We start from the raw sequence: 20,802 nt of genomic DNA on the forward strand, positions 1-20,802 counted from the left end.
CAAACCAGGAACAGAGCTAGTCCCAGAACATGAATCAAATCGAACAAGCCACGCTCCTCGTCGAATTGCTGACCGAAGAACTGCCGCCCAAAGCACTCGCGCGCCTCGGTGAAGCCTTTGCCACCGGCCTCGTGGAGCGGCTGGCCGCGCGCGATCTCATCGCCGGCGAACCCTCGTTCGAGCGTTTTGCGACGCCACGACGCCTGGCCGTCGCGATCAAGCATGTGCGCAGCGTCGCACCGGCCAAGGACGTGCGCGAGAAAGTCCTGCCGGTGTCGGTTGCATTCGATGCGAACGGGCGTCCGAGCGCGCCGCTCGCCAAGAAGCTCGCGGCGCTCGGCTTTCCTGACATCGACGTCGATCAGCTCGAGCGTGCGCAAGACGGTAAGGCCGAAGCGCTGTTTCTGCGCTACTCGGCCCCCGGTGCCACGCTCGCTGCGGGGTTGCAGGCGGCGCTCGACGAAACGCTTGCAAAGCTGCCGATCCCGAAGGTGATGACCTATCAGCGTCCCGACGGCACGAGCGTGCAGTTCGTTCGCCCGGTTCAGCGGCTCACGGTACTGCATGGCGAAGAAGTCGTGCCGGTCACCGCGTTCGGCATCGACGCGGGCGACACCACGCTCGGCCACCGGTTTTTGTCGGACGGTCTCGTGGCCATCCTCCGTGCCGACGAGTATGCGGCCACGCTGCGCGCGAAAGGGCATGTGGTGGCGAACTTCGCCGATCGCCGCGCGAGCATCGTGACGCAATTGCGCGCGCATGCGGGCGGCGATGTCGTGGTGATGCCCGATGCACTGCTCGACGAGGTGACCGCGCTGGTCGAATGGCCCGTGGTCTACGCCTGCCGTTTCGAAGACGAGTTTCTGCAGGTCCCGCAGGAATGCCTCATCCTGACGATGCAGACGAACCAGAAGTATTTCGCGTTGACCGATAGCGAAAGCAAATTGCGCTCGCGGTTTCTGATCGTCTCCAACATCGAAACGAAAACGCCCGGCGAGATCGTCGAGGGCAACGAGCGCGTCGTGCGGCCACGGCTGGCCGATGCCAAGTTCTTCTTCGAGCAGGACAAGAAAAAGCCGCTGGCGGAGCGCGTGCCCCTGCTCGCGAACGTCGTCTATCACAACAAGCTGGGCTCGCAGTTCAAGCGCGTCGAGCGCCTCGTCGCGCTGGCCGGCAAAATCGCTCCGTTCGTCGATGCGAACATCGCCGAGGCCGAGCGTGCCGCGTACCTCGCCAAGGCGGACTTGCTGACCGATATGGTGGGCGAGTTCCCCGAGCTGCAAGGCACGATGGGCACCTACTACGCGCGCCATGATGGCGAGCCCGAGGATGTCGCGCTCGCTTGCAGCGAGCACTATCAGCCGCGCTTTTCCGGCGATGCGCTGCCTTCCACGCGCGTCGGTACGGCGGTTGCGCTCGCCGACAAACTCGAGACGCTTGCCGGAATCTGGGGCATCGGCCTCGTGCCCACCGGCGAAAAGGATCCGTTCGCATTGCGCCGCCACGCGCTCGGCGTGTTGCGCATTCTCATCGAGAACGCGTTGCCGATCGATCTCGTCGAACTCATCGAGGCTGCATGCGGCGTCTTCGCGGCCGAACCGCAGGTCGCCGATTCGTCGAAGCCGCTCTACGCATTCTTCATGGACCGCCTGCGCGGTCTGCTGCGCGAGCGCGGCTACTCGGCCGGGGAGATCGAGGCCGTGCTGAGCCTCGAGCCGCGGCGCATCGACGATGTCATTGCGCGCCTGGACGCCGTGCGCGAATTCACGGCACTGCCCGAGGCGGAGGCACTGGCTGCGGCCAACAAGCGGATCTCGAACATCCTCAAGAAGTCCGAACTCGACGCGAAGCCGTCGGGCAGCGGAATCGAGTCGCGCCTGCTCGTCGAGGATGCCGAAAGAGCGCTGAGCGACGCGCTCGTCGCGGTCGCGCCCACGGTGCAATCGCAGCTCGCCCAGCGCGATTACACGCGCGCGCTTTCGGCGCTTGCCGCGCTGCGCGCACCGGTCGACACGTTCTTCAACGATGTCATGGTGAACGCCGAGGACGACGCGCTGCGCAAAAACCGGCTCGCCTTGCTCGCGGCGCTTCATGCGCAGATGAACTGCGTCGCCGACATTTCGAAGCTCGCTGCCTGACGCCGGGAACGCTCGCCATGACCTCCGCCAAGAAGCTCGTCATCCTCGATCGCGACGGGGTCATCAACGTCGATTCGGACGCGTTCATCAAGTCGCCCGACGAGTGGATCGCCATTCCCGGCAGCCTCGAGGCCATTGCCCGGCTCAATCAAGCCGGCTACCGCGTCGTGGTTGCATCGAACCAGTCGGGTATCGGGCGCGGCCTGTTCGACATGGCGGCGCTCAACGCCATGCATGCGAAAATGCAGCGCGCCGCGGCCGCGGTGGGCGGCCGCATCGATGCCGTGTTCTTCTGCCCGCATACGGCGGACGACCAATGCGAATGTCGCAAGCCGAAACCGGGGCTGCTCAAGATGATCATGGACCGCTTCGAGATCGATCCCTCGGCGACGCCCGTCGTCGGCGATGCGCTACGCGACCTCCAGGCCGGTGCGGTGCTCGGCTTCGACCTGCACCTCGTGCTGACCGGCAAAGGCGCGAAAACGCTTGCCGCGGGCGGCCTGCCGGAGGGCACCAAGGTGCATGAAGACTTGAAACATTTCGCGCTCGATTACCTCGCCGAGCGCGACGAGTAGACTCCGATTCCGATGCGCTTTCTTCGCTCGTTCGTCCTTTTTTGCTTCTTGATCGTCTTCACGATCCCGTACGCCACGGCCTGCTTCGTCGCATTCCCGTTCATGCGGGCCGACAAGCGCTACTGGATGGCTGTTGGCTGGTGCCGGACGACGCTCTTCGTCGCGCGTCACTTGAACGGCATTCGCTACCGCGTCGAGGGCATGGAGAACCTGCCCGACGGTCCCGCGGTCCTCCTCCCCAAACACCAATCGGCATGGGAAACGGTCGCGTTGCCGGCGATCATGCCACGCCCGCTTTGCTACGTGTTCAAGCGCGAACTGCTTTACGTGCCGTTTTTCGGCTGGGCGCTCGGCATGCTGAAGATGATTCAGATCGATCGCAAGGAAGGCAAATATGCTTTCGCATCGGTGGTGAAGCAGGGCCGGCAGCGCTTGAGCGAAGGTGCGTGGGTCATCATGTTTCCCGAAGGCACGCGTACGGCGGTCGGCACGCAGGGCAAGTACAAAACGGGTGGTGCGCGTTTCGCGATGGATGCGGGCGCGTGCGTCGTGCCGATCGCACACAATGCGGGGCGTGTCTGGCCTCGCAACTCGTTCATCAAATACCCTGGTATCGTTACGGTGTCGATCGGCAAACCGATCGATACCGTCGGGCTCTCGGCGGATGAGATCAACACGCGCGTCGAGACATGGATCGAAACCGAGATGCGCCGTATCGATCCGGATGCTTACTATAGCGATGCCCAAACCTGCTCCACCCAGCCGCGCTAAAGCGCTCGACAATCGGCAACTCGACTTGCCGCTGTTCGCCGAACCGCCCCTCGAAGCGCCGCCGGCGCCCGCCTCGCTTCAATCGCCCGATCCCACGAAATTTGCCCCCGGCGTCAAGCTTCGCCGGCTGGCGCTCGACGGCCGTACGCTCGAATACGGACTCAAGCGCTCGACGCGCCGCACCATCGGCTTCACGATCGATGGCAGCGGCCTGACCATCACGGCGCCCCGCTGGGTTACGCTCGCCGATATCGAAGCCGCCATTGCCGGCAAGCAGCGCTGGATCTTCGCGAAGCTGTCCGAATGGCAAACGCGCGCCGAACAGCGCGCGCTGCCGCACATCGAGTGGCGCGATGGAGCGCAGATCCCCTTTCTCGGCAAACCGGTCACCGTCGCGCTCGGCTCATCGCACGGTGCGCTTCGCTTCGATCCGGAGGCGGCCGTGCTCGCGCTCGCGTTGCCGGCCCATGTCGATGCCCAGCAGATCAAGGATCGCGTGCAGGGTTGGCTGCAAAACGAGGCCAAGCGCGTGTTCGGCGAGCGGCTCGAGGTCTATGCGCAAAAACTCGGCGTCTCGTTCAAGGGTTACGCACTCTCGTCGGCCGCAACGCGCTGGGGCAGTTGTTCGAGCGACGGGCGCATCCGCCTGAACTGGCGACTGATTCACTTTCCGCTGTCGATCGTCGACTACGTCGTGGCGCACGAGCTGGCGCACCTGCGCGAAATGAACCACAGTCCGCGCTTCTGGCAGACGGTCGAATCGATCTTTCCCGAGTTTCGCGAAGCGCGGCACACGCTCAAGCATCACCCGCCCGAGCTGCTCCCCGCCCTCTAGTCCGTGCCCCGGCACCGCTCACACGCGCGTCCGTCAGCGCTTTTTCTGGATGAACTCGATCTTGTAGCCGTCGGGATCGGCGATGAACGCGATGACGGTCGTTCCATGCTTCATCGGGCCCGCCTCGCGCACGACGGTGCCGCCTTGCGCCTTGATCTTTTCGCAAGCCGCATAGGCATCGTCGACTTCGATCGCGAGATGGCCGAACGCGTTGCCCAGGTCATACGCTTTCGTATCCCAGTTGTGGGTGAGCTCGAGCACCGTCCCTTCGCTCTCGTCCGTATAGCCGACGAACGCCAGCGTGAAACGGCCTTCCGGGTAGTCCTGCCGACGAAGGACTTTCATGCCCAGCAATTCCGTGTAAAACGCGATCGAACGATCGAGATCGCCGACGCGTAGCATCGTGTGCAGCAAGCGCATAGCATGCTCCTCTGAAAAAAAGCGACTCTAGCAACAATGCGGCGGCCGTGCCTTGCCCCTTTGGGGCGTACGGTTACTCGCCAGCCGCAGTGCGGCGGCCACGGCATTTTGATATGTTACCCGGCACGCGCCGCCGATCCGTCGCGCCTGCCCCGACAGGACATAATGAACACAGCCGCCTCCCGCCTCGCTGCCTCCGCTTCGCCGCCGCTGCGCCGCGCACCGGATACCCTCGCAATTCTGACGATGGTCGCGCTCTGCGCGATCTGGGGATTCCAGCAAGTCGCGATCAAATCGACGAACGGATTGATCGGGCCGATGCTTCAGGCCGCCCTGCGCTCGGCGATCGCCACAGTGCTCGTCTGGGGCTGGACACGCGCCCGCGGCACGCGGCTTTTTGCAGCGGACGGCACGCTCGGTGCCGGGCTCGTTGCCGGTCTGCTGTTTGCCGGCGAATTCGTCTGCATCTTTCTCGGCCTGACTTTGACGAGCGCGTCCCGTATGGCGGTCTTCCTCTATACGGCGCCCTGTTTCACCGCGCTGGGGCTCCATCTTTTCGTACCGGGCGAGCGCATGCGGGCCGTGCAATGGCTTGGCATCGTCGTCGCCTTCGCAGGCATGGCGCTCGCGTTCGCCGACGGCTTCGCACGCGCACCCGCTGCCGGCGCGGTAGCCGCGGGTCTCGCCGGCGACGCCCTCGGCGTACTGGCCGGAGCCCTTTGGGCCGCGACGACGGTCGTCGTGAGAGCTACGTCGTTGTCGCACACGAGCGCCAGCAAGACGCTCTTTTATCAGCTCTCCGTTTCCGCCGTCGTACTGTTCGCGCTGGCGCTCCTGCGCGGCGAGCCGCACACGATCCATATCACGGCGCTGGCCGTGGCGAGCCTCGCCTACCAGGCGGTCATCGTGGCCTTCGTGAGCTATCTGACGTGGTTCTGGCTCTTGACGCGCTATATGGCGTCGCGCCTGTCCGTGTTCTCGTTCCTCACCCCGCTGTTCGGTGTGACCTTTGGCGTCGTACTGCTGGGGGAGTCATTCAGCGCCCGCTTTCTGGTCGCATCGGCGCTCGTTTTGGCCGGCATCGTACTCGTGAACGCGCCCGCTCGCCGGAACGGCGCTGCTCCTACTACATCCGCCTAGGAAGACGTCAGCGCCTGCGTCGCACGCACGTATTCCTCGACCGGAACGTCTTCCGCACGGCGCGCGAGATCGAAGCCGAGTGCCTCGAAGTCGATTCGGTCGCGATAGGCTGCAAGGGTGTTCCGCAGCATCTTGCGACGCTGCGAAAAGGCCGCGGTGACCAGCTCGCCAAAGGCCCGCTCGTCAACGGGCACGAGCTCGTCCGGTCGGTAGGGAATCATTCGTACGATCGCGGAATCGACTTTCGGCGGGGGCTGGAACGATTCGGGCGGCACATCGAGCAGCTTGTCCATCGCATACCGGTACTGCAGCATCACCGAAAGCCGTCCGAACGCCTTCGTCCCGGGCTCGGCCACCATGCGCTCGACCACCTCGCTTTGCAGCATGAAATGCTGATCGACGACGATCGGCGCCCATGCCATCAAGTGAAAGAGCAGCGGACTCGAGATGTTGTAGGGCAGATTGCCGACGATACGCAGCGTTGGACGCGCTTGCGTGTCGACGAGCGTCGCGAAATCGAATGCCAGCGCATCCCCGGCATGCAGCGCCAGGCGGTCTCCGAACTTGTTCTTCAGCCGCGCGATGAGATCGCGATCGAGCTCGACGGCGTGAAGCGGCGAACCGGGCGCGGCCACGTGCTCGATCAGCGGCTCGGTCAGCGCACCGAGCCCCGGGCCGATCTCGACCATCCGCTCGCCGGGCAACGGCCGAATGACCGCAACGATCGAGTCGATCACGCCCAGATCGACGAGGAAGTTCTGGCCGAAACGCTTGCGTGCGAAATGGCCTTGATGCTGTTTGCTGCTGTTGGACATTGCGTCGTTGAAGCGCCGAATGAAAGACGATGAATTGCGAGGGGATACGTTTGGGTTTCGAGCGGCCCGCCGAGCCGGCCGGACGGATGGACCGCCGTAGCAATCAGCCGCCGCGCCGGTTGCGCGCCATCGTGACGGCGGTATCGATCGCGGCAATGAGACTGCCCGCGTCGGCGCGGCCGGTGCCTGCCAGATCGAGCGCCGTGCCGTGATCGACCGACGTTCGAATGATCGGCAAACCGAGCGTCACATTGATGCCCTCGCCGAATGTCGCGTACTTGAGTACCGGTAGACCTTGATCGTGGAACATCGCCAGCACGCAATCGGCTTGATCGAGATAACGCGGCTGAAACAGCGTATCGGCCGGATAAGGACCGCGCGCATCGATCCCCCGCTGCGCCGCAATCGCCAGCGCCGGTGAAATCACATCGATCTCCTCGCGCCCCAGATAGCCGCTCTCGCCTGCATGCGGGTTCAATCCGGTCACGAGAATGCGCGGTACGGGCAGTCCAAAATCGCGGCGCAGATCCCGCTCGATGATGACGAGCGTCTCGACGAGGCCATCGATCGTCAACGCGCCCGGTACGTCCTTCAGCGGCAAGTGCGTGGTGGCCAGCGCGACCCGTAGCGGCCGCACACCCGTGCCCGCGAGCATCATGACGACGCGCGGCGTATTCGTCCTCTCGGCGAGATATTCGGTGTGGCCCGTGAAAGGCACGCCGGCGTCGTTGATCGTGCTCTTTTGCAGCGGAGCGGTGACGATGGCGTCGAGCGTGCCGGCCAGCGCGCCGTCGATGGCGTCATCCAGCAATCGAAGCACATAAGGGCCATTCGCCGCATCGAGCCGCCCCGCCACCGCCGGCTTGGCGAGCGGCCGGTGTTCGACGCACACGGATGCCACCCGACCCGGCGCGGCCTCGGCAACGAGCGACACCCAATCGACGCCCACCGCACGCGCGCGCGCCGCGAGCAACGCGGCGTCGCCGAACACGGTGAAGTTTGCATCGGGCCAGTGCGCCGCGGCACCGGCGAGCGCCATCGCCGTCAACTCAGGACCGACACCGGCGGGCTCACCGGTTGTAATCGCGATCCGCAGCGGGGAGTGAGGGGCGCGCACCATGGCTCAATGACTCATTGCTGCGCGAGCGAGCCGCCGAGCTTGTATTCGATGTAGGCGGAATCGCGCAACTGGCGCAGCCAGTCCGCGTAGGCTTGCTCGGCCTTGCGCTGGCCGATCGCCTGCCGCGCGAGGTCCATTTGCTGCTGAACCGAGCCTTGTGCCTCGCGCCGGCCAAGTACCTGTACGAGGTGGTAGCCGTATTCGGTGCGAATCGGTTGGCTGATCTCGCCGTCCTTGAGATTGTTCATCGCGCGCTCGAACTCCGGCACGGTCTCGCCCGGGCTGATCCAGCCGAGATCGCCGCCCTGCGACGCCGAACCGTCTTGCGAGTAGGTCCGCGCAAATTTGCCGAAGTCGCCGCCCGCCTCGATCTGCTGACGGATATCGAGCTCCTGCTGGCGCGCCTGTTGTTCGGTGACTCCGCCCGGTCCCACGCGCAGCAGGATATGCCGCACGTGCGTCTGGACGAGCTTCGGCGCATCGCTTGCGGTACCGCCTACACCCGTGCGGCGATCGACGAGGCGCACGATCTCGAAGCCGTCCGCCGTGCGCACGAGATCGGGGCTCACCTCGCCCGGACGCAGCGCCGAGGTCGCCTTGACGAGATCTTCGGGCAGCCGTGAAGGCGGCAGGAAACCGAGGTCGCCGCCCTTTTTGGCGTCGGCGGCCTGTGACTGCTCTTTCGCGAGCGACTCGAATTTCGTGCCGCTCTTGGCGCGATCGAGGATCGACTGCGCCTTCTTCTGCGCGTCCGCCAGCACATCCTGCGACGCGCCCTCCGGCACCTTGACGAGAATGTGCTCGATGCGCAGGTCCTGCTGCACCTTCGCGTCGGGCCCGCGCTGGCTCGCGATGTAGTTCGCCACTTCGGCATCCGACACGGTGACCTTGCTGTCCACCTCACGCTCCCGCAGCTTGGAAAGCGTCAACTCGGTACGCGCATCGCGCGTAAACACCGACCACGGCACGCCCTGCGCCTCGATGCGCGCGCGATAGATCTCGAGCGACATGTTGTTCGCCTTCGCGAGACGCTGCACCGCCGCGTCGACAGCCGCGTCGTCCACGGTGATCCCGTCTTCCTTCGCGCGCTGCAGTTGAATGCGCTCGAGGATCATCTGATCGAGCACCTGGCGCGTCAGCTGGTCGGAGGGCGGCACCGGCGCGTTTTGCTGCTGCAAGCGGCGCGCCACGAGATCGACCCGCAATTGCAGCTCGCGCTCCGTGATGACATCGTCGTTGACCACGGCCGCGACGGAGTCGACCGACTGCCCGCTCGGAGCAGCCACTGCCTGGGCCGCGGCCGGCCCCGCCGGCATGAAGACCAGAGCGGCCCCGATACCGGCCGCGAGCGTTGCCCAGCGAAGCTTATTCGAAATTGCCACAGCTACTCCATTCATATCGGGCCGCCGAAATCGAGCCCTGCCCCGTTTTGCGAAAATCGATTGCGCGCATGCGAGCCCCGCATCGTCGCGCTTCATTCATAGTTCGAATAACGCGAAACCGGCAGCGGCGGGGGCGGCGGCGGTGTATACCCCGCCACGCTGGCCCTGAATGCTGCCGTGAGTCCGTTGTCGACATTCGACAAGCCTTTCAGCGTCAACTGCGCGAGCATACGCGTCGACGAGCGGGCTCCGCCTGCCGAATTGATGCCGTTGGCGTAACGCTGGACGCCGACGCCGAGCGTCCAGCAATCGGCATCGTACTGGAAGCCGACCAGCCCGTCGACGATGCGGTGACCGGCCAGGTCGTAGTTGAACCGCCCCACGCCGTAGAGCCGGCGCGTGATCGGCCATTCGCCCGATACCACGAACTGGTTGATCGGCTCATTGTCGAGCGTGTCGTTGGCCCGCGTGTAACGATAGGCCACGTTCACGACCTTGCGCGCCTCCGGGCTGAAGCCGAAGCCGACGCTCGAACGCACCAGCTGGTTGTTGTCGGCATTATATTGGAACGCCGTTTCCGAGGCGAAACCTGCGCCGAGCTTGATCGACGCGCCCGCGATCAGGTCCGAATGGCTCGTGGCCGGAATCGGGTCGCTCGATGTGAGTCTCACGCGTTGATCGCGGAAGTAATACTGCTGCGCGATGACGAACCGCGCGCGCTCGTCGCCCGTCGCCGCGTTGATGAAGCGCGTCGTGAGGCCAGCCGTGAGGCGGTTCGCATCGGCAATGCGGTCGTTACCGACGAACGTATTGGGCGTGAAGATTTCGGCAAGCCCGAAGTCGGACTCCGCGGTATCGAACAGCGGCGCGAAGTTCTGATTGCGATAGGGCGTATAGACGTAGTAAAGCCGCGGCTCCAGCGTCTGGATATAGTCTTCGCCGAAAAGCCGCAGCGAGCGCTCGAAGATGAGGCCCGTATCGAAGCTGAAGGTCGGAATCGACTCGGTGAAGTTTTTCGGCTGGCCGGCGGGAGCCGTCGAGCCGAGCGTCGTCAGGTTGTACGACGCGAAGTGCATCTGCACTTTTGGCACGACGAAGTAGCCGGGCCCGATCAAGCCGTACGAAAGGTACGGGTTGAACATGAGCCGGTTGCCCTGCGTCGCATCGGCGGCCGTGATGTGGAAGCGGGTGTAGTCGGCTTCCACGCCGTAATCGAACCCGCCGACGTTGTACCGCGTGTATTTCACGTTCAACTGCGGTTCGCGGCCGTAGGGCGCCGCGGCGTCGTTGTAGGTCTGCCAGTGCTGCTCGCGCGCCAGCACGGACCAGGGCCCGTTGTTGTACGTGATCCCCGCTTCCTGGTCGTAGATGATCTGCGTGCCGACCAGGAACTGATTGCCGACGGTCGCGAGATCCTGCGAGTAGGTGTCGTCCGATACCCGGTTGTAGTTCACGTATGCGCCGAAGCCGCCGCCCAGGTTCTGGCTGTGCTGCCAGTAGATCGCGTAGCGATCCTTGCGCTTGATCGCATCGTTCGGCAAATACTCGGCCGTGAACGTGCCGGTGTACGTCGGCGAAAGATATCGAAACGACCCTTGCGTTTGCACGCCGCGTTTCGAAATGATGCGTGGCGTGAGCGTGAAATCGCGATTCGGCGCAATGTTGAAGTAGTACGGCTGCGAGAATTCGATGCCGTTGGTCGAGCTCACCGAGAAAAGCGGCGGCAGCAGACCGCTGCGCCTTTCGCCGCTCAGCGGAAACGAGAGCCAGGGGCTCGCGAAGATCGGCACACCCTGGAAAAACAGCACCGCATTGCGGGCCACGCCTTCATCCGAGCCGGTATCGAAATCGAATTCGCTGCCACGGATATACCACGCGGGCCGCGTCTCGCATTGGCAGCCCGTATAAGTGCCATCGGTGAACACGGAGCGCTCGCGGTCGAGCAGTTCGACCCGCTTGGCGCTGCCCGATCCGCCACGCAGCGTGAAGCGATATTTCGGTACGGGCATGTATCCCGCGTTCGCCTCGACCCACAAATGCGCCTCAGGGCCGGCAAACGACACGCCATTGCCGATCAGACGCACGTTGCCGTAGGCATCGGCGTGATCCGTATCCTCGTCGTAGTGAAGGGCATCGCCCTTGATGACGTTGGCCGGCCGCCGAATCTCGGCCGACCCTTTGGCCGCGACATCGCGATCGGCGGTGCCGGTCGCGTCGTCGCCCAGCACGAACGTGGCAGGCGAGCCGCCGGCCGCGACCGGATGCTCTTCGATCTGCGGAGCGAGTCTCAGGCCCCATGGCGCGTCGAGCTGCTGCGCTTGGGCGGCCGCGCCCGTCAGTTGCGCGTGCGAGACCGACGGCATCAGGCCCGGCATGGCGATCAGCGCAGCCGCGAGGCGTTTCATGCGCGGCGCGCTATCGCCGGAGAAATTCGTTCGAAGAAACTGTCTGGGCGGCATGTATCGATTGGCGAATCGGCCCGGCAGCCAGGCACGGCGCCGTCGCACGACGTGCACCGCCGGTATCCGGTGGCGGTCTCGTCGCGCACGAGCGGCGTGCTCGACGCACGGGACGACGGGCGGTCAAACTGGACCGTGCAAAGGCCGACACGGGGCGCATCGTGAAAAGTCGTCGGGTATTATATGGCAAGACGTTTTGCCTCCCCCCGTTATGACGAATACTTGTCCGGCCGATGATGCCCGTATCGACGCGCTTGCCAACTGGCTGCGCGCACACCAGGCCCATTATGGCCTGAACCTCTCAACGCTCGCGCCTGCATCCGCCGATGCGAGTTTTCGCCGTTACTTTCGCCTCGAAAGCTCGGGCACGCATGGCCCGACACTGATTGCCGTCGATGCCCCGCCGCCGGAAAAATGCCGCGAGTTCGCTCAGATCGCCGGTCTGCTCGCGAGTGCGGACGTCCACGTGCCGCGGGTACTCGAATGCGATTTCGAGCAGGGCTTCATGCTCGTCACCGATCTGGGCACGACGCCCTACATCGAAGTGCTCGACCCCGGCGACCCGCAAGCCGCGCGGCCGCTCATGCGCGACGCGCTCGACGCCTTGATCCGCTGGCAGTCCGGCTCGCGCGAGGGCGTACTGCCGGCTTTCGACGAGGCGTTCTTGCGCCGCGAGATGGAACTGATGCCCGAATGGTTCATCGAGCGGCACCTCGGACGCACCGTCGACGAGAACGTGCGCAGCGTCCTCGACCGCACCTACGCGCTGTTGATCGCCAGCGCTCGCGCGCAGCCGCAGGTCTACATGCTGCGCGACTTCATGCCGCGCAACCTGATGGTCTGCGAGCCGAATCCCGGGGTCCTCGATTTTCAGGACGCGGTCCATGGCCCGATCACGTACGATGTCGCGTCGCTGCTGCGCGATGCGTTCCTGAGCTGGGACGAGGAGTTCGAGCTCGATTGCTTCGTCTACTACTGGGAGCGCGCGAAAAAAGCGGGGCTGCCGGTCGATGCGGACTTCGGCGAGTTCTACCGGCAGATCGAATGGATGGGGTTGCAGCGGCACATCAAGGTCCTGGGGCTTTTTGCGCGGCTTTACCATCGCGATGGCAAATCGCGCTATCTCGCCGACTTACCGCGTTTCATGGGCTACGCGCGCAAGGTAAGCGAGCGCTACCGGCCGCTTGCGCCATTCGCACGATTGCTCGACGAACTCGAAGGACGTGCGAGCGAAGTCGGCTATACATTTTGACGCCCCGCGCACGATGAAGCTGAATCCACTTTTGACCCACGCGATGATCTTCGCGGCCGGGCGCGGCGAGAGAATGCGCCCGCTCACCGATACCTGTCCCAAACCGTTGCTCGAAACGGGCGGCAAACCGCTCATCGTCTGGCAACTGGAGCGGCTGGCCAGGGCCGGTTTCGAAACGATCGTCATCAACCATGCGTGGCTCGGCGACCGGATCGAAGCCGCGCTCGGCAACGGTTCGCGCTGGGGCGTACGCATCGCCTACTCGGCGGAAGGGGCCGCGCTCGAGACAGCCGGCGGCATCGCTCAGGCGTTGCCGCTGCTCGAAGAGGACGGAGCGCCCGCGGTCTTCGCCGCGGTCAGCGGCGACGTCTACTGCGACTTCGACTACGAACGGCTCGCCGGGCCCGCGGCGCGATTGGCGGCGATGGAGGAGCCCGGCATGCATCTCGTGATGGTGCCGAATCCAGCGTTTCATCCCGAGGGCGACTTCGCGCTCGTCGACGGGGCGCTCTCGCTCGACGGTTCGCCACGTTATACGTTCGGCAATATCGGGCTTTACGACACGCGAATGTTTCGGGGACTGGCGCGCGGCGAGCGGCGCGCGCTGAGGCCTTACTATCGCGAGACCATTGCCGCCGGGCGCGCAAGCGGCGAAGTCTTCGATGGCTTGTGGGAGAACGTCGGCACGCCGGCGCAGCTCGACGCGCTCGATCGGCGGCTAAGGGAGCGCGGAGCCGTCCGATAACGAGCCGCGCCGGGCGAATTCAGCCATCGGAAAAGCCGCCAATCGACGCCGGATAGCAGACACCGTAGATTCGAGCGCTCCCCCGCTTCATACACCACGGGCGTAAATCACGCGCTGGCCCTCGGCTGCGCGGCCCTCCGGCGATGCCCGTTCGTCCCCATACCTCATTTGCCGTATAGCGGCCGATCCCGATTCCTCTGCAGAATGGTTTCGCGCGGCCCAGTCTCACGAGCCGGCGCGAGGACCTGCGATCGAACAGCTGTTTTTGTTCGAGACGGCGACTGCATTTCTCGTCGAGAGCTTTCTAAATTAATTAGGAGAACTAATTGTGAACTGGAATCGCGCCTTTACCGATTTGATCCGCAACGGTCGCCCGGCCTACTGGGGCAACTGGACGCTTTCACCGAAACTCGCCCCGGGCGCCGTCGGCATCATTACCCCGGACACGGGCGACTTCACGCTCGTCAGGGAGGCAACGCCGGGCGTTGCCCACAGCAGCCGCACCATTCCGAATCAGTGGAAGCTGTCGTCGAGCAACGTTCACCGCACGGAAACGCAGGTCAACCTCGACGGATCGGGTACCGATCCGGAGACCGGAACGAAGGTCAAGGCCGGCCTCGAAGTGAAGTGGGAGTTTTCGTCCGCGGGCGCAATCGCATCGGAATTCAGCATCGAGACGGAAAAGTACATCAACAACTTGACCTCACTGACGAAGCCTGAAACGCTGAAGTGGCTCGCCGAACAGGCCAAATCGGTGAGCATGGGCTCCGACGGGAAGATCTCGCAGGGCTTCGGCGTCATCACCAGTGCGATCTACGCGCACAGCGGCGTGAACGCAGGCTCCCAGGACAGCAGCTCGTCGCTTGCGCTGACGGGTTCGGCGAGCGCGGTGCAGGACATGCTCGGCGGGGTCAACGGCAAGGGTTCGTTCCTCTCGGTCAACCAGCATAAAAGCGTCGACCAGCACCTGTGGCCGTTCAAGCCGGGAGAGATTGCGCCCGATGCCGTACCGATCGCCTATACGGTCGCATCGTTCGATGGACAACTGCTGATTCCCAACTGGATCACGCGCCTCAGCGCGTTCGAGATCTTCTTCAACAACAAGCCCGGCTGCACTTACATCACACATATCAAGCTGGCTTACGACACACCGCACGGACGGCAAGACAACGAATTTACGCTCTCGGGCGGTATTTCGAAGACCGTCAGCAACATCCCGCTGCATGCGACGGACATCCATGTCGAAGTGAAATTCAAAGGCGTGGTCAATGACGACAACTACACCTTCCATTGGGCCACCCCGTTGGGGCAATGGCTGACGGGACGTCGCGAGATCGAAATGAGCGGCGTCTGGCCGGGCGCCACCCACGCGCGGGAAGTGTAGAAGACGGCAGCGGCAAGCAAGCACTGATCGGCACGCGTCGATTCACTCAGCGTGCGTACGGCCCGCAGTCCCCTACGGGACTGTCGGGCCGGCCCACCCAAGGAATCCGGACGCGTCAGCGCGCTTGCAGCTCTAATCCGCTGCCTGTCGAAGCACCCCGTCATGCTGCTCACCTGAACCCGCATCGCGAACCGCGCGCTGCTGCTGCAACGCCCACATCTGCGCGAACGCCCCGCCCGCAGCCAGCAATTGCGCGTGCGTTCCGCGCTCGACGATCCGGCCGTGCTCCATGACGATGATCTGATGCGCGCGAACGACGGTCGACAAGCGATGCGCGATCACGAGCGTCGTGCGCCCTCGCGCAATCTGATCGAGTTCCGCCTGGATGGCACGCTCCGAGCGCGAATCGAGCGCCGAAGTCGCCTCGTCGAACACGAGGATCGGCGGGTTCTTCAGCAACGTGCGCGCAATCGCCACGCGTTGCTTCTCGCCGCCCGACAGCTTGAGCCCGCGCTCGCCGACCGGCGTCTCGTACCCTTTTGGCAGCCCCTCGATGAAATCGTGAATGTGCGCCGCGCGCGCGGCCGCGACGACTTCCTCGCGCGTTGCCGTCGGCCGTCCGTAAGCGATGTTGTAGTAGATCGTGTCGTTGAACAGCACCGTATCCTGCGGCACGATGCCGATCGCCTGACGCAGCGAGTCCTGCGTTACATCGCGAATGTCCTGCCCATCGATACGGATGGAACCGCCCGACGCCCGGTCCAGATCGTAAAAGCGAAACAGGAGCCGCGCGAGCGTCGACTTGCCGGCGCCGCTCGCGCCGACGACAGCGGTCGTCGTACCGGCCGCAATCGTAAAGCTCACGTCATTCAGAATCTGCCGCGCGGCCTCGTAGCCGAACGACACGTGCCGGAATTCGAGCTCGGCCCCACGCACCGCGAGCGCCTGTGCGCCGGGCTCGTCGGGGATCTCGCGCTCCGCGCCGAGCAGCGTGAACATGCGGTCCATATCGGTGAGGGCCTGCTTGAGCTCGCGATAGACGACGCCCAGGAAGTTCAGCGGAATATAGAGCTGCAGCATGAACGTGTTGATGAGCACGAGGTCCCCGAGCGTGAGCCGCCCCGCCATCACGCCCGACGTCGCGCGCCATAGGATGAAAACCAGCGCGGTGCCGATGATCGTTTGCTGGCCGAAATTCAACAGCGACAGCGAGTTCTGCGATTTGATCGCCGCTGCGCGAAACCGCTTGAGGTTTTCGTCGTACCGCTGCGCTTCCCACGCTTCGTTGCCGAAGTACTTGACCGTCTCGTAGTTGAGCAGCGAATCGATCGCTCTCGAATTCGCGCGCGAATCGAGTTCGTTCATCGCGCGGCGCAAATGCGTGCGCCACTCGGTCACTTTCACGGTGAAGACGATGTAGACGACGAGGGCAACGAGCGCAACGATGGCGTAATACGCCTCGTACTTGACGATGAAAAACCCGAGGACGAGCCCGACTTCGACCAGTGTCGGCAAGATGCTGTACAGCGAATAGGAGATCAGTTGCTGAATGCCGCGCGTGCCGCGCTCGATATCGCGCGACATCCCGCCCGTTTGCCGTTCGAGGTGAAAGCGCAGCGAGAGCGAATGCAGATGGCGAAAGACCTTGAGCGCAAGGTCCCGCACAGCGCTTTCGGTGACCTTCGAAAAGAGAATCTCGCGCAACTCGGTGAAAAGCGAAGTCGATAGCCGCACGACGGCATAGGCGACGACCAGCAACCCGATTCCTCCCGCCAGCACGATCGCAGGATCGTTCGCCGCGCGGCCGAGGGCGGTCAGCTGCCGCATGGAGACCAGCCCATCGACGATGCGCTTCATGACGATCGGCACGCCAAGATTGGCGACCTTGGCACCGATCAGGCACGTGAGCGCCAGCGCGACGCGTGCCTTGTAGCCGGCCAGATAAGGCAACAGCGAGCGAATGGTTTGCCAATCGCGCCGCGGCGCGCTCGAAGGCGGGGCGAGTTCACTCGAAGCGGAATAACGGCGCATGGCAGTATCGGGGGCCGTGGGGACGGCGGTTATCTGTACAATTCCTACGCTCGACTCAGCGCACCGAGTATTGTCGCAGAAGCGCATCGGGCGCGTTGGCGCCGTCCACGGCCGCGCCTTTTTCCTTTTTCACGGTATTTTTATGACTTCCCCTCTGCTTCCGCAAAAGGTTTGCACGCTGCGCGTCGTGCCGCAGCCCGCCGACGCGAACGTCCACGGCGACGTCTTCGGCGGCTGGATCATGGCGCAAGTCGATATCGCGGGCTCGATCCCGGCCAGCCGGCGCGCCAACGGCCGCGTGGCGACGGTCGCCGTCAACTCGTTCGTCTTCAAGCAGCCCGTGTTCGTCGGTGACTTGCTGAGCTTTTATGCCGACATCGTCAAGACTGGAAACACGTCCGTCACCGTGGATGTGGAAGTGTTTGCGCAGCGCATGAGTCTGGCCGAAGAAGTCGTCAAGGTGACCGAGGCCACGCTCACTTATGTGGCGACCGATCACGAACGCCGTCCGCGCAAGCTGCCCGATCTCAAGTAGCGCAACGGGCCCCGAGCGGAACGCTCACATCACTGCGGCGCCCGAGCGCTCCGCTTGCAGCAGATGCGGAATCGCGTCGTGCGGCATCGGGCGCGCAAAGAAATACCCCTGCATCTCGTGGCACGCGCGCTTTTTCAGGAAGTCGAGTTGCGCGGCCGTCTCGACGCCCTCCGCGATCACCTGCAGATCGAGCGAATGGGCGAGCGCGATGATCGCGGAGGTGATTGTCTCGTCGTCGCTCGACGCGCCGATGTCCGACACGAACGAGCGGTCGATCTTCAAGCGATCGACGGGGAAGCGCTTCAAGTAGCTGAGGCTCGAATAGCCCGTGCCGAAATCGTCGATCGCGAGCCCGATGCCGAGCGCATGCAGCTCGTTGAGCATCACGACAGCCTCCTCGGCGTTTCGCATGATCGCGCTTTCGGTCAACTCGAGCTCGAGGTACTGAGGCTCGAGGCCCGTCTCTTCGAGAACCGACATGACGAGCCGCGCGATGTCGCGCTGCTGGAACTGCCGGGCCGAAAGATTCACCGAGACGCGCGCAGGCGGCAGCCCGTCGTCCTGCCAGGCCTTGTTCTGCCGGCACGCCTCGCGCAGCACCCATTCGGAAAGCGGGCCGATGAGCCCGCTCTCCTCCGCCACCGGAATGAAGGCGGAAGGCGGCACGAGCCCGACTTCGGGGTCCAGCCAGCGCACGAGCGCTTCCATGCCGACGATGCGGCCTGTTTCGATATCGACCTGCGGCTGGTAATGCAGCAGAAACTCACCGTCGCGCAACGCGCGGCGAAGCCGTCTTTCGAGGTTCAGCCGGGCGCCGACGCTCGTGTTCATTTCGGGCTGATAGAACTGGAACGTATTGCGGCCCATGTCCTTTGCGCGATACATGGCGAGGTCGGCCTTTTTCAGCAAGGTTTCCACATCCTCGCCGTCCTGCGGGTAAAGGCTCGCCCCCATGCTGCATCCGACAAAGAGTTCCGTGCCGTCCAGCATGACGGGCTCGGAGATCGTCGCGCGCACGCGCTCCATCCAATGGATCAGCGCATCTTTTTCGACGAGGTCCGCCAATACGATCACGAACTCGTCCCCGCCATGACGTGCGACGGTATCGCCCGGGCGCGCGCTGCGCGCGAGCCGGTCGGCGACGACGGCGAGCAGGCGGTCGCCGACGCTGTGGCCGAGGCTGTCATTGACGTTCTTGAAGCCGTCGAGATCGATGAAGACGACGGCGAGATTCAAGCCTCGCGCGATCGATTGCTGCAGACGTTCGCGCAACAGATTGCGATTGGGCAGCCTCGTCAGGCTGTCGTAGTTCGCCTGATACTCGAGCTGCTCCTGGTAGCGGATCAACTCGGTCACATCGTTGATGACGCCGATATGGTGCGTCGTCTTGCCGTCGGGATCCGGCACCGGCGCGATGAACAGCTGATTCCAGAACAGCGCGCCATCCTTGCGATAGTTGCGCAGCACAGCGCTCACCTCGCGATTTGCCGCGAGTGCTTCGCGTATTTCGGCGAGACCTTCCTGGTCGCGGTCGTTGCGTTGGAGGAAACGGCAATCCTGGCCTACGACCTCGGCAGGATCGTAGCCCGTGATCCGCTTGAACGCGGGGTTCACGTATTCGATCAAATGTCCGCGTTCGGCCGCGCCCGTGATCAAGATCGCATTGACGCTCGCGTCGAGCGCCCGGCTTTGCAATCGCAGCGCGAGATCGGAGCGCTTGCGATCGGTGACATCCGTATAGGAGCCCAGTACGCCGATGACCTTGCCATCGCCGTTCGTCAGCGGAATCTTGCTCGTGATACCGGCGCGGTGCGCGCCGTCGATCATCACTTCGAACTCGGCGTTCATTTTCGGCACGCCGGTTTCCATCACATCGAGGTCGGAGCGCTGGAGCGCCTCGGCCATGTTCTTCCACGGCAAGTCGTAATCGGTCTTGCCGACGACCTGCTCCGTGTAGGCGAGCCCCGCGTCCCGGGCGAAGGCCATGTTGCAGCCGAGATAGCGCGATTCGCGGTCCTTCCAGAAAATGCGCTGAGGAATATTGTCGATGATGCTTTCGAGCATCTGATTGGAACGCTGCGCCTCCGCTTCGGCCTGAATCTGCTCGGTCACGTCATCGGCCAACACGAACATTGCGGAGCGGCCCATGAAGCTCAGCGCATGATTCGAAATATCGGCCGACAGCTGTGAACCGTTGCGACGCTGATGGTGCCAGACACCCGCCATGACGCGGCCGCGCCTCGGCAGCGTGGCGCTGCGGTCGAGATACGTCTCGAGGCGGGGCAGTTCGTCCGAGGGATGGATATCCCGGATCGTCATCGAAAGCAGCTCGCTCTCGGTATAGCCGTACTGCTCGAGCGCCGCGGCGTTCACCGCCAAAAATCGCAGCGTTTCCCGGTCGTAAATCCACATCGGCACCGGGTGCGCGTCGAAGAGCTCGCGAAACCGCTCGTCGCTGCGCCGCATGGCCCGGGCAACGCGCAGCTTCGCGCGTGCGGCGCTTTCACGCGCGCCGAACATGTAGATGAGCAGGCCGCAGCCGAGGACCATCGTGAGGACGACCAGCAATGTCGCAAGACGAGCCGAGCGCGTCGATTCGGCAAGCGATGCCTCGAGCGCCTCGTCCTCGCGAATCCGCAGCGTGGCGAGCGCATCGTCCACCTGATCGAATCTGGCCCCCAGCCGGGCGTACGCCGATGTCGCCCACCCATGCGCTTCGGAATCGTCATCGGCCGCCGCGCGTTCCAGTGCGGCAAGCGTTCCCGCTTCGGCGGCGTCGCCAGCTGCGAAAAGCGTCTCGAGCGCGGTGCTCATCGCCGGTTCGTCGGCCAGTTCGGCTACAAGCCGCCCCTTGATGTCGACAAGGCGGGCTTCCTGGGCGGCGCCGAGCGTCGGCGACACCGCCGAGCCGGAGATTTCGAACCGTCCAAGCGCGGCCAGGCCCGCTCCAAGCGTCATGCGGTACGCGTCGAGATCGCGTTTGACGCTCATCGAGCGCAGCGTACGCTCGTTCGTCGCACGCTCGCCGCGAATTTGGGTATAGGCGACGAACGCATTAGCGCCCACCGCGGCAGCCACGACTACCAGGTTGATCAGCAGCCGCTTCGATAAAAAGGAAGTCATGGATTCGGAACGCCGTTCGGACGGGGGCTGAGCATGCCTCGATCGCCGACGGCGCCGGGCTCACCAACCTATAGGGT

Annotated in this window: 16 protein-coding genes; 9 read left to right on the forward strand and 7 right to left on the reverse strand. The window is 64.1% G+C overall.

All coding sequences use genetic code 11. From position 1 onward, the window contains the following. The first annotated feature begins 29 nt into the window (after nt 1-29). Genes glyS through ACR9ZC_RS24585 form a run of 4 tightly spaced genes read left to right on the forward strand, consistent with a single transcriptional unit; the run spans nt 30 to nt 4,319 of the window. Nucleotides 30-2,138: a glycine--tRNA ligase subunit beta gene (gene glyS / locus ACR9ZC_RS24570; RefSeq protein WP_481582255.1), complete on the forward strand. Its 2,109-nt coding sequence runs from the start codon at nt 30-32 to the stop codon at nt 2,136-2,138. A 17-nt stretch (nt 2,139-2,155) separates the two neighbouring features. Beyond that, on the forward strand, nt 2,156-2,713 hold the full coding sequence (gene gmhB / locus ACR9ZC_RS24575) for a D-glycero-beta-D-manno-heptose 1,7-bisphosphate 7-phosphatase (protein ID WP_481582256.1): 558 nt from the start codon (nt 2,156-2,158) through the stop codon (nt 2,711-2,713). 12 nt (nt 2,714-2,725) lie between these two features. Next, a complete protein-coding gene (locus ACR9ZC_RS24580) occupies nt 2,726-3,484 on the forward strand; it encodes a lysophospholipid acyltransferase family protein (RefSeq protein ID WP_440559509.1) in 759 nt (252 codons plus the stop codon). Next, on the forward strand, nt 3,453-4,319 hold the full coding sequence (locus ACR9ZC_RS24585) for a M48 family metallopeptidase (protein WP_481582257.1): 867 nt from the start codon (nt 3,453-3,455) through the stop codon (nt 4,317-4,319). The genes ACR9ZC_RS24580 and ACR9ZC_RS24585 overlap by 32 nt, the downstream gene beginning before the upstream one ends. A gap of 33 nt (nt 4,320-4,352) precedes the next feature. Here ACR9ZC_RS24585 and gloA read toward each other — a convergent pair whose 3' ends face one another. Beyond that, the gene (gloA, locus tag ACR9ZC_RS24590) at nt 4,353-4,739 is read right to left on the reverse strand and encodes a lactoylglutathione lyase (RefSeq protein ID WP_173259216.1); all 387 of its coding nucleotides are present in this window, start codon (nt 4,737-4,739) and stop codon (nt 4,353-4,355) included. 165 nt (nt 4,740-4,904) lie between these two features. Between gloA and ACR9ZC_RS24595 the strand changes: the two genes are divergently transcribed. Continuing rightward, nucleotides 4,905-5,879 (forward strand): DMT family transporter, encoded by a 975-nt coding sequence (locus tag ACR9ZC_RS24595; protein WP_481582258.1) that lies wholly within the window; start codon nt 4,905-4,907, stop codon nt 5,877-5,879. Here ACR9ZC_RS24595 and rsmA read toward each other — a convergent pair. The 4 genes from rsmA to ACR9ZC_RS24615 form a co-directional block, all read right to left on the reverse strand. Then, on the reverse strand, nt 5,876-6,694 hold the full coding sequence (gene rsmA / locus ACR9ZC_RS24600) for a 16S rRNA (adenine(1518)-N(6)/adenine(1519)-N(6))-dimethyltransferase RsmA (RefSeq protein ID WP_331569574.1): 819 nt from the start codon (nt 6,692-6,694) through the stop codon (nt 5,876-5,878). The two genes, ACR9ZC_RS24595 and rsmA, sit on opposite strands and share 4 nt — an antisense overlap. A 103-nt stretch (nt 6,695-6,797) precedes the next feature. Next, nucleotides 6,798-7,814 carry a 4-hydroxythreonine-4-phosphate dehydrogenase PdxA gene (gene pdxA / locus ACR9ZC_RS24605; protein ID WP_481582259.1) on the reverse strand — a complete coding sequence of 339 codons (1,017 nt, stop codon included), beginning with the start codon at nt 7,812-7,814 and terminating at the stop codon, nt 6,798-6,800. A gap of 11 nt (nt 7,815-7,825) precedes the next feature. Next, entirely contained in the window at nt 7,826-9,196 is a 1,371-nt protein-coding gene (locus ACR9ZC_RS24610; protein WP_481582260.1) for a peptidylprolyl isomerase, read from the reverse strand. Nucleotides 9,197-9,288: 92 nt separating this feature from the next. Further along, the gene (locus ACR9ZC_RS24615; protein WP_481582261.1) at nt 9,289-11,655 is read right to left on the reverse strand and encodes an LPS-assembly protein LptD; all 2,367 of its coding nucleotides are present in this window, start codon (nt 11,653-11,655) and stop codon (nt 9,289-9,291) included. 211 nt (nt 11,656-11,866) lie between these two features. Here ACR9ZC_RS24615 and ACR9ZC_RS24620 point away from each other — a divergent pair, with 211 nt between their 5' ends. From ACR9ZC_RS24620 to ACR9ZC_RS24630, 3 genes are all read left to right on the forward strand, one after another. Further along, nucleotides 11,867-12,907: an aminoglycoside phosphotransferase family protein gene (locus tag ACR9ZC_RS24620; RefSeq protein ID WP_481582262.1), complete on the forward strand. Its 1,041-nt coding sequence runs from the start codon at nt 11,867-11,869 to the stop codon at nt 12,905-12,907. 43 nt (nt 12,908-12,950) lie between these two features. After that, nucleotides 12,951-13,652: an N-acetylmuramate alpha-1-phosphate uridylyltransferase MurU gene (gene murU / locus ACR9ZC_RS24625; protein ID WP_481582764.1), complete on the forward strand. Its 702-nt coding sequence runs from the start codon at nt 12,951-12,953 to the stop codon at nt 13,650-13,652. Nucleotides 13,653-13,980: 328 nt separating this feature from the next. Continuing rightward, a complete protein-coding gene (locus ACR9ZC_RS24630) occupies nt 13,981-15,036 on the forward strand; it encodes a hypothetical protein (protein WP_481582263.1) in 1,056 nt (351 codons plus the stop codon). Nucleotides 15,037-15,168: 132 nt separating this feature from the next. Here ACR9ZC_RS24630 and ACR9ZC_RS24635 read toward each other — a convergent pair whose 3' ends face one another. After that, nucleotides 15,169-17,067 carry an ABCB family ABC transporter ATP-binding protein/permease gene (locus ACR9ZC_RS24635; protein WP_481582264.1) on the reverse strand — a complete coding sequence of 633 codons (1,899 nt, stop codon included), beginning with the start codon at nt 17,065-17,067 and terminating at the stop codon, nt 15,169-15,171. A gap of 142 nt (nt 17,068-17,209) precedes the next feature. Here ACR9ZC_RS24635 and ACR9ZC_RS24640 point away from each other — a divergent pair, with 142 nt between their 5' ends. Beyond that, nucleotides 17,210-17,602 carry an acyl-CoA thioesterase gene (locus ACR9ZC_RS24640; RefSeq protein ID WP_173255134.1) on the forward strand — a complete coding sequence of 131 codons (393 nt, stop codon included), beginning with the start codon at nt 17,210-17,212 and terminating at the stop codon, nt 17,600-17,602. A gap of 24 nt (nt 17,603-17,626) precedes the next feature. Here the strand turns inward: ACR9ZC_RS24640 and ACR9ZC_RS24645 are convergent, their stop codons facing one another. Then, a complete protein-coding gene (locus ACR9ZC_RS24645) occupies nt 17,627-20,725 on the reverse strand; it encodes a sensor domain-containing protein (protein WP_481582265.1) in 3,099 nt (1,032 codons plus the stop codon). Between the last annotated feature and the right edge of the window lie 77 nt (nt 20,726-20,802).

It is taken from the genome of Trinickia sp. HAY1-2D (genome assembly GCF_056754935.1).

What these genes read in the sequence shown, in the direction of transcription:
- pdxA (WP_481582259.1), bottom strand. Translation starts at nt 7,814, where the DNA reads ATGGTGCGCGCCCCTCACTCCCCGCTGCGGATCGCGATTACAACCGGT.
- ACR9ZC_RS24585 (WP_481582257.1), top strand. Translation starts at nt 3,453, where the DNA reads ATGCCCAAACCTGCTCCACCCAGCCGCGCTAAAGCGCTCGACAATCGG.
- ACR9ZC_RS24640 (WP_173255134.1), top strand. Translation starts at nt 17,210, where the DNA reads ATGACTTCCCCTCTGCTTCCGCAAAAGGTTTGCACGCTGCGCGTCGTG.
- ACR9ZC_RS24645 (WP_481582265.1), bottom strand. Translation starts at nt 20,725, where the DNA reads ATGACTTCCTTTTTATCGAAGCGGCTGCTGATCAACCTGGTAGTCGTG.
- gloA (WP_173259216.1), bottom strand. Translation starts at nt 4,739, where the DNA reads ATGCGCTTGCTGCACACGATGCTACGCGTCGGCGATCTCGATCGTTCG.
- ACR9ZC_RS24620 (WP_481582262.1), top strand. Translation starts at nt 11,867, where the DNA reads ATGACGAATACTTGTCCGGCCGATGATGCCCGTATCGACGCGCTTGCC.
- murU (WP_481582764.1), top strand. Translation starts at nt 12,951, where the DNA reads ATGATCTTCGCGGCCGGGCGCGGCGAGAGAATGCGCCCGCTCACCGAT.
- ACR9ZC_RS24635 (WP_481582264.1), bottom strand. Translation starts at nt 17,067, where the DNA reads ATGCGCCGTTATTCCGCTTCGAGTGAACTCGCCCCGCCTTCGAGCGCG.
- gmhB (WP_481582256.1), top strand. Translation starts at nt 2,156, where the DNA reads ATGACCTCCGCCAAGAAGCTCGTCATCCTCGATCGCGACGGGGTCATC.
- ACR9ZC_RS24595 (WP_481582258.1), top strand. Translation starts at nt 4,905, where the DNA reads ATGAACACAGCCGCCTCCCGCCTCGCTGCCTCCGCTTCGCCGCCGCTG.
- ACR9ZC_RS24615 (WP_481582261.1), bottom strand. Translation starts at nt 11,655, where the DNA reads ATGCCGCCCAGACAGTTTCTTCGAACGAATTTCTCCGGCGATAGCGCG.
- rsmA (WP_331569574.1), bottom strand. Translation starts at nt 6,694, where the DNA reads ATGTCCAACAGCAGCAAACAGCATCAAGGCCATTTCGCACGCAAGCGT.
- ACR9ZC_RS24580 (WP_440559509.1), top strand. Translation starts at nt 2,726, where the DNA reads ATGCGCTTTCTTCGCTCGTTCGTCCTTTTTTGCTTCTTGATCGTCTTC.
- glyS (WP_481582255.1), top strand. Translation starts at nt 30, where the DNA reads ATGAATCAAATCGAACAAGCCACGCTCCTCGTCGAATTGCTGACCGAA.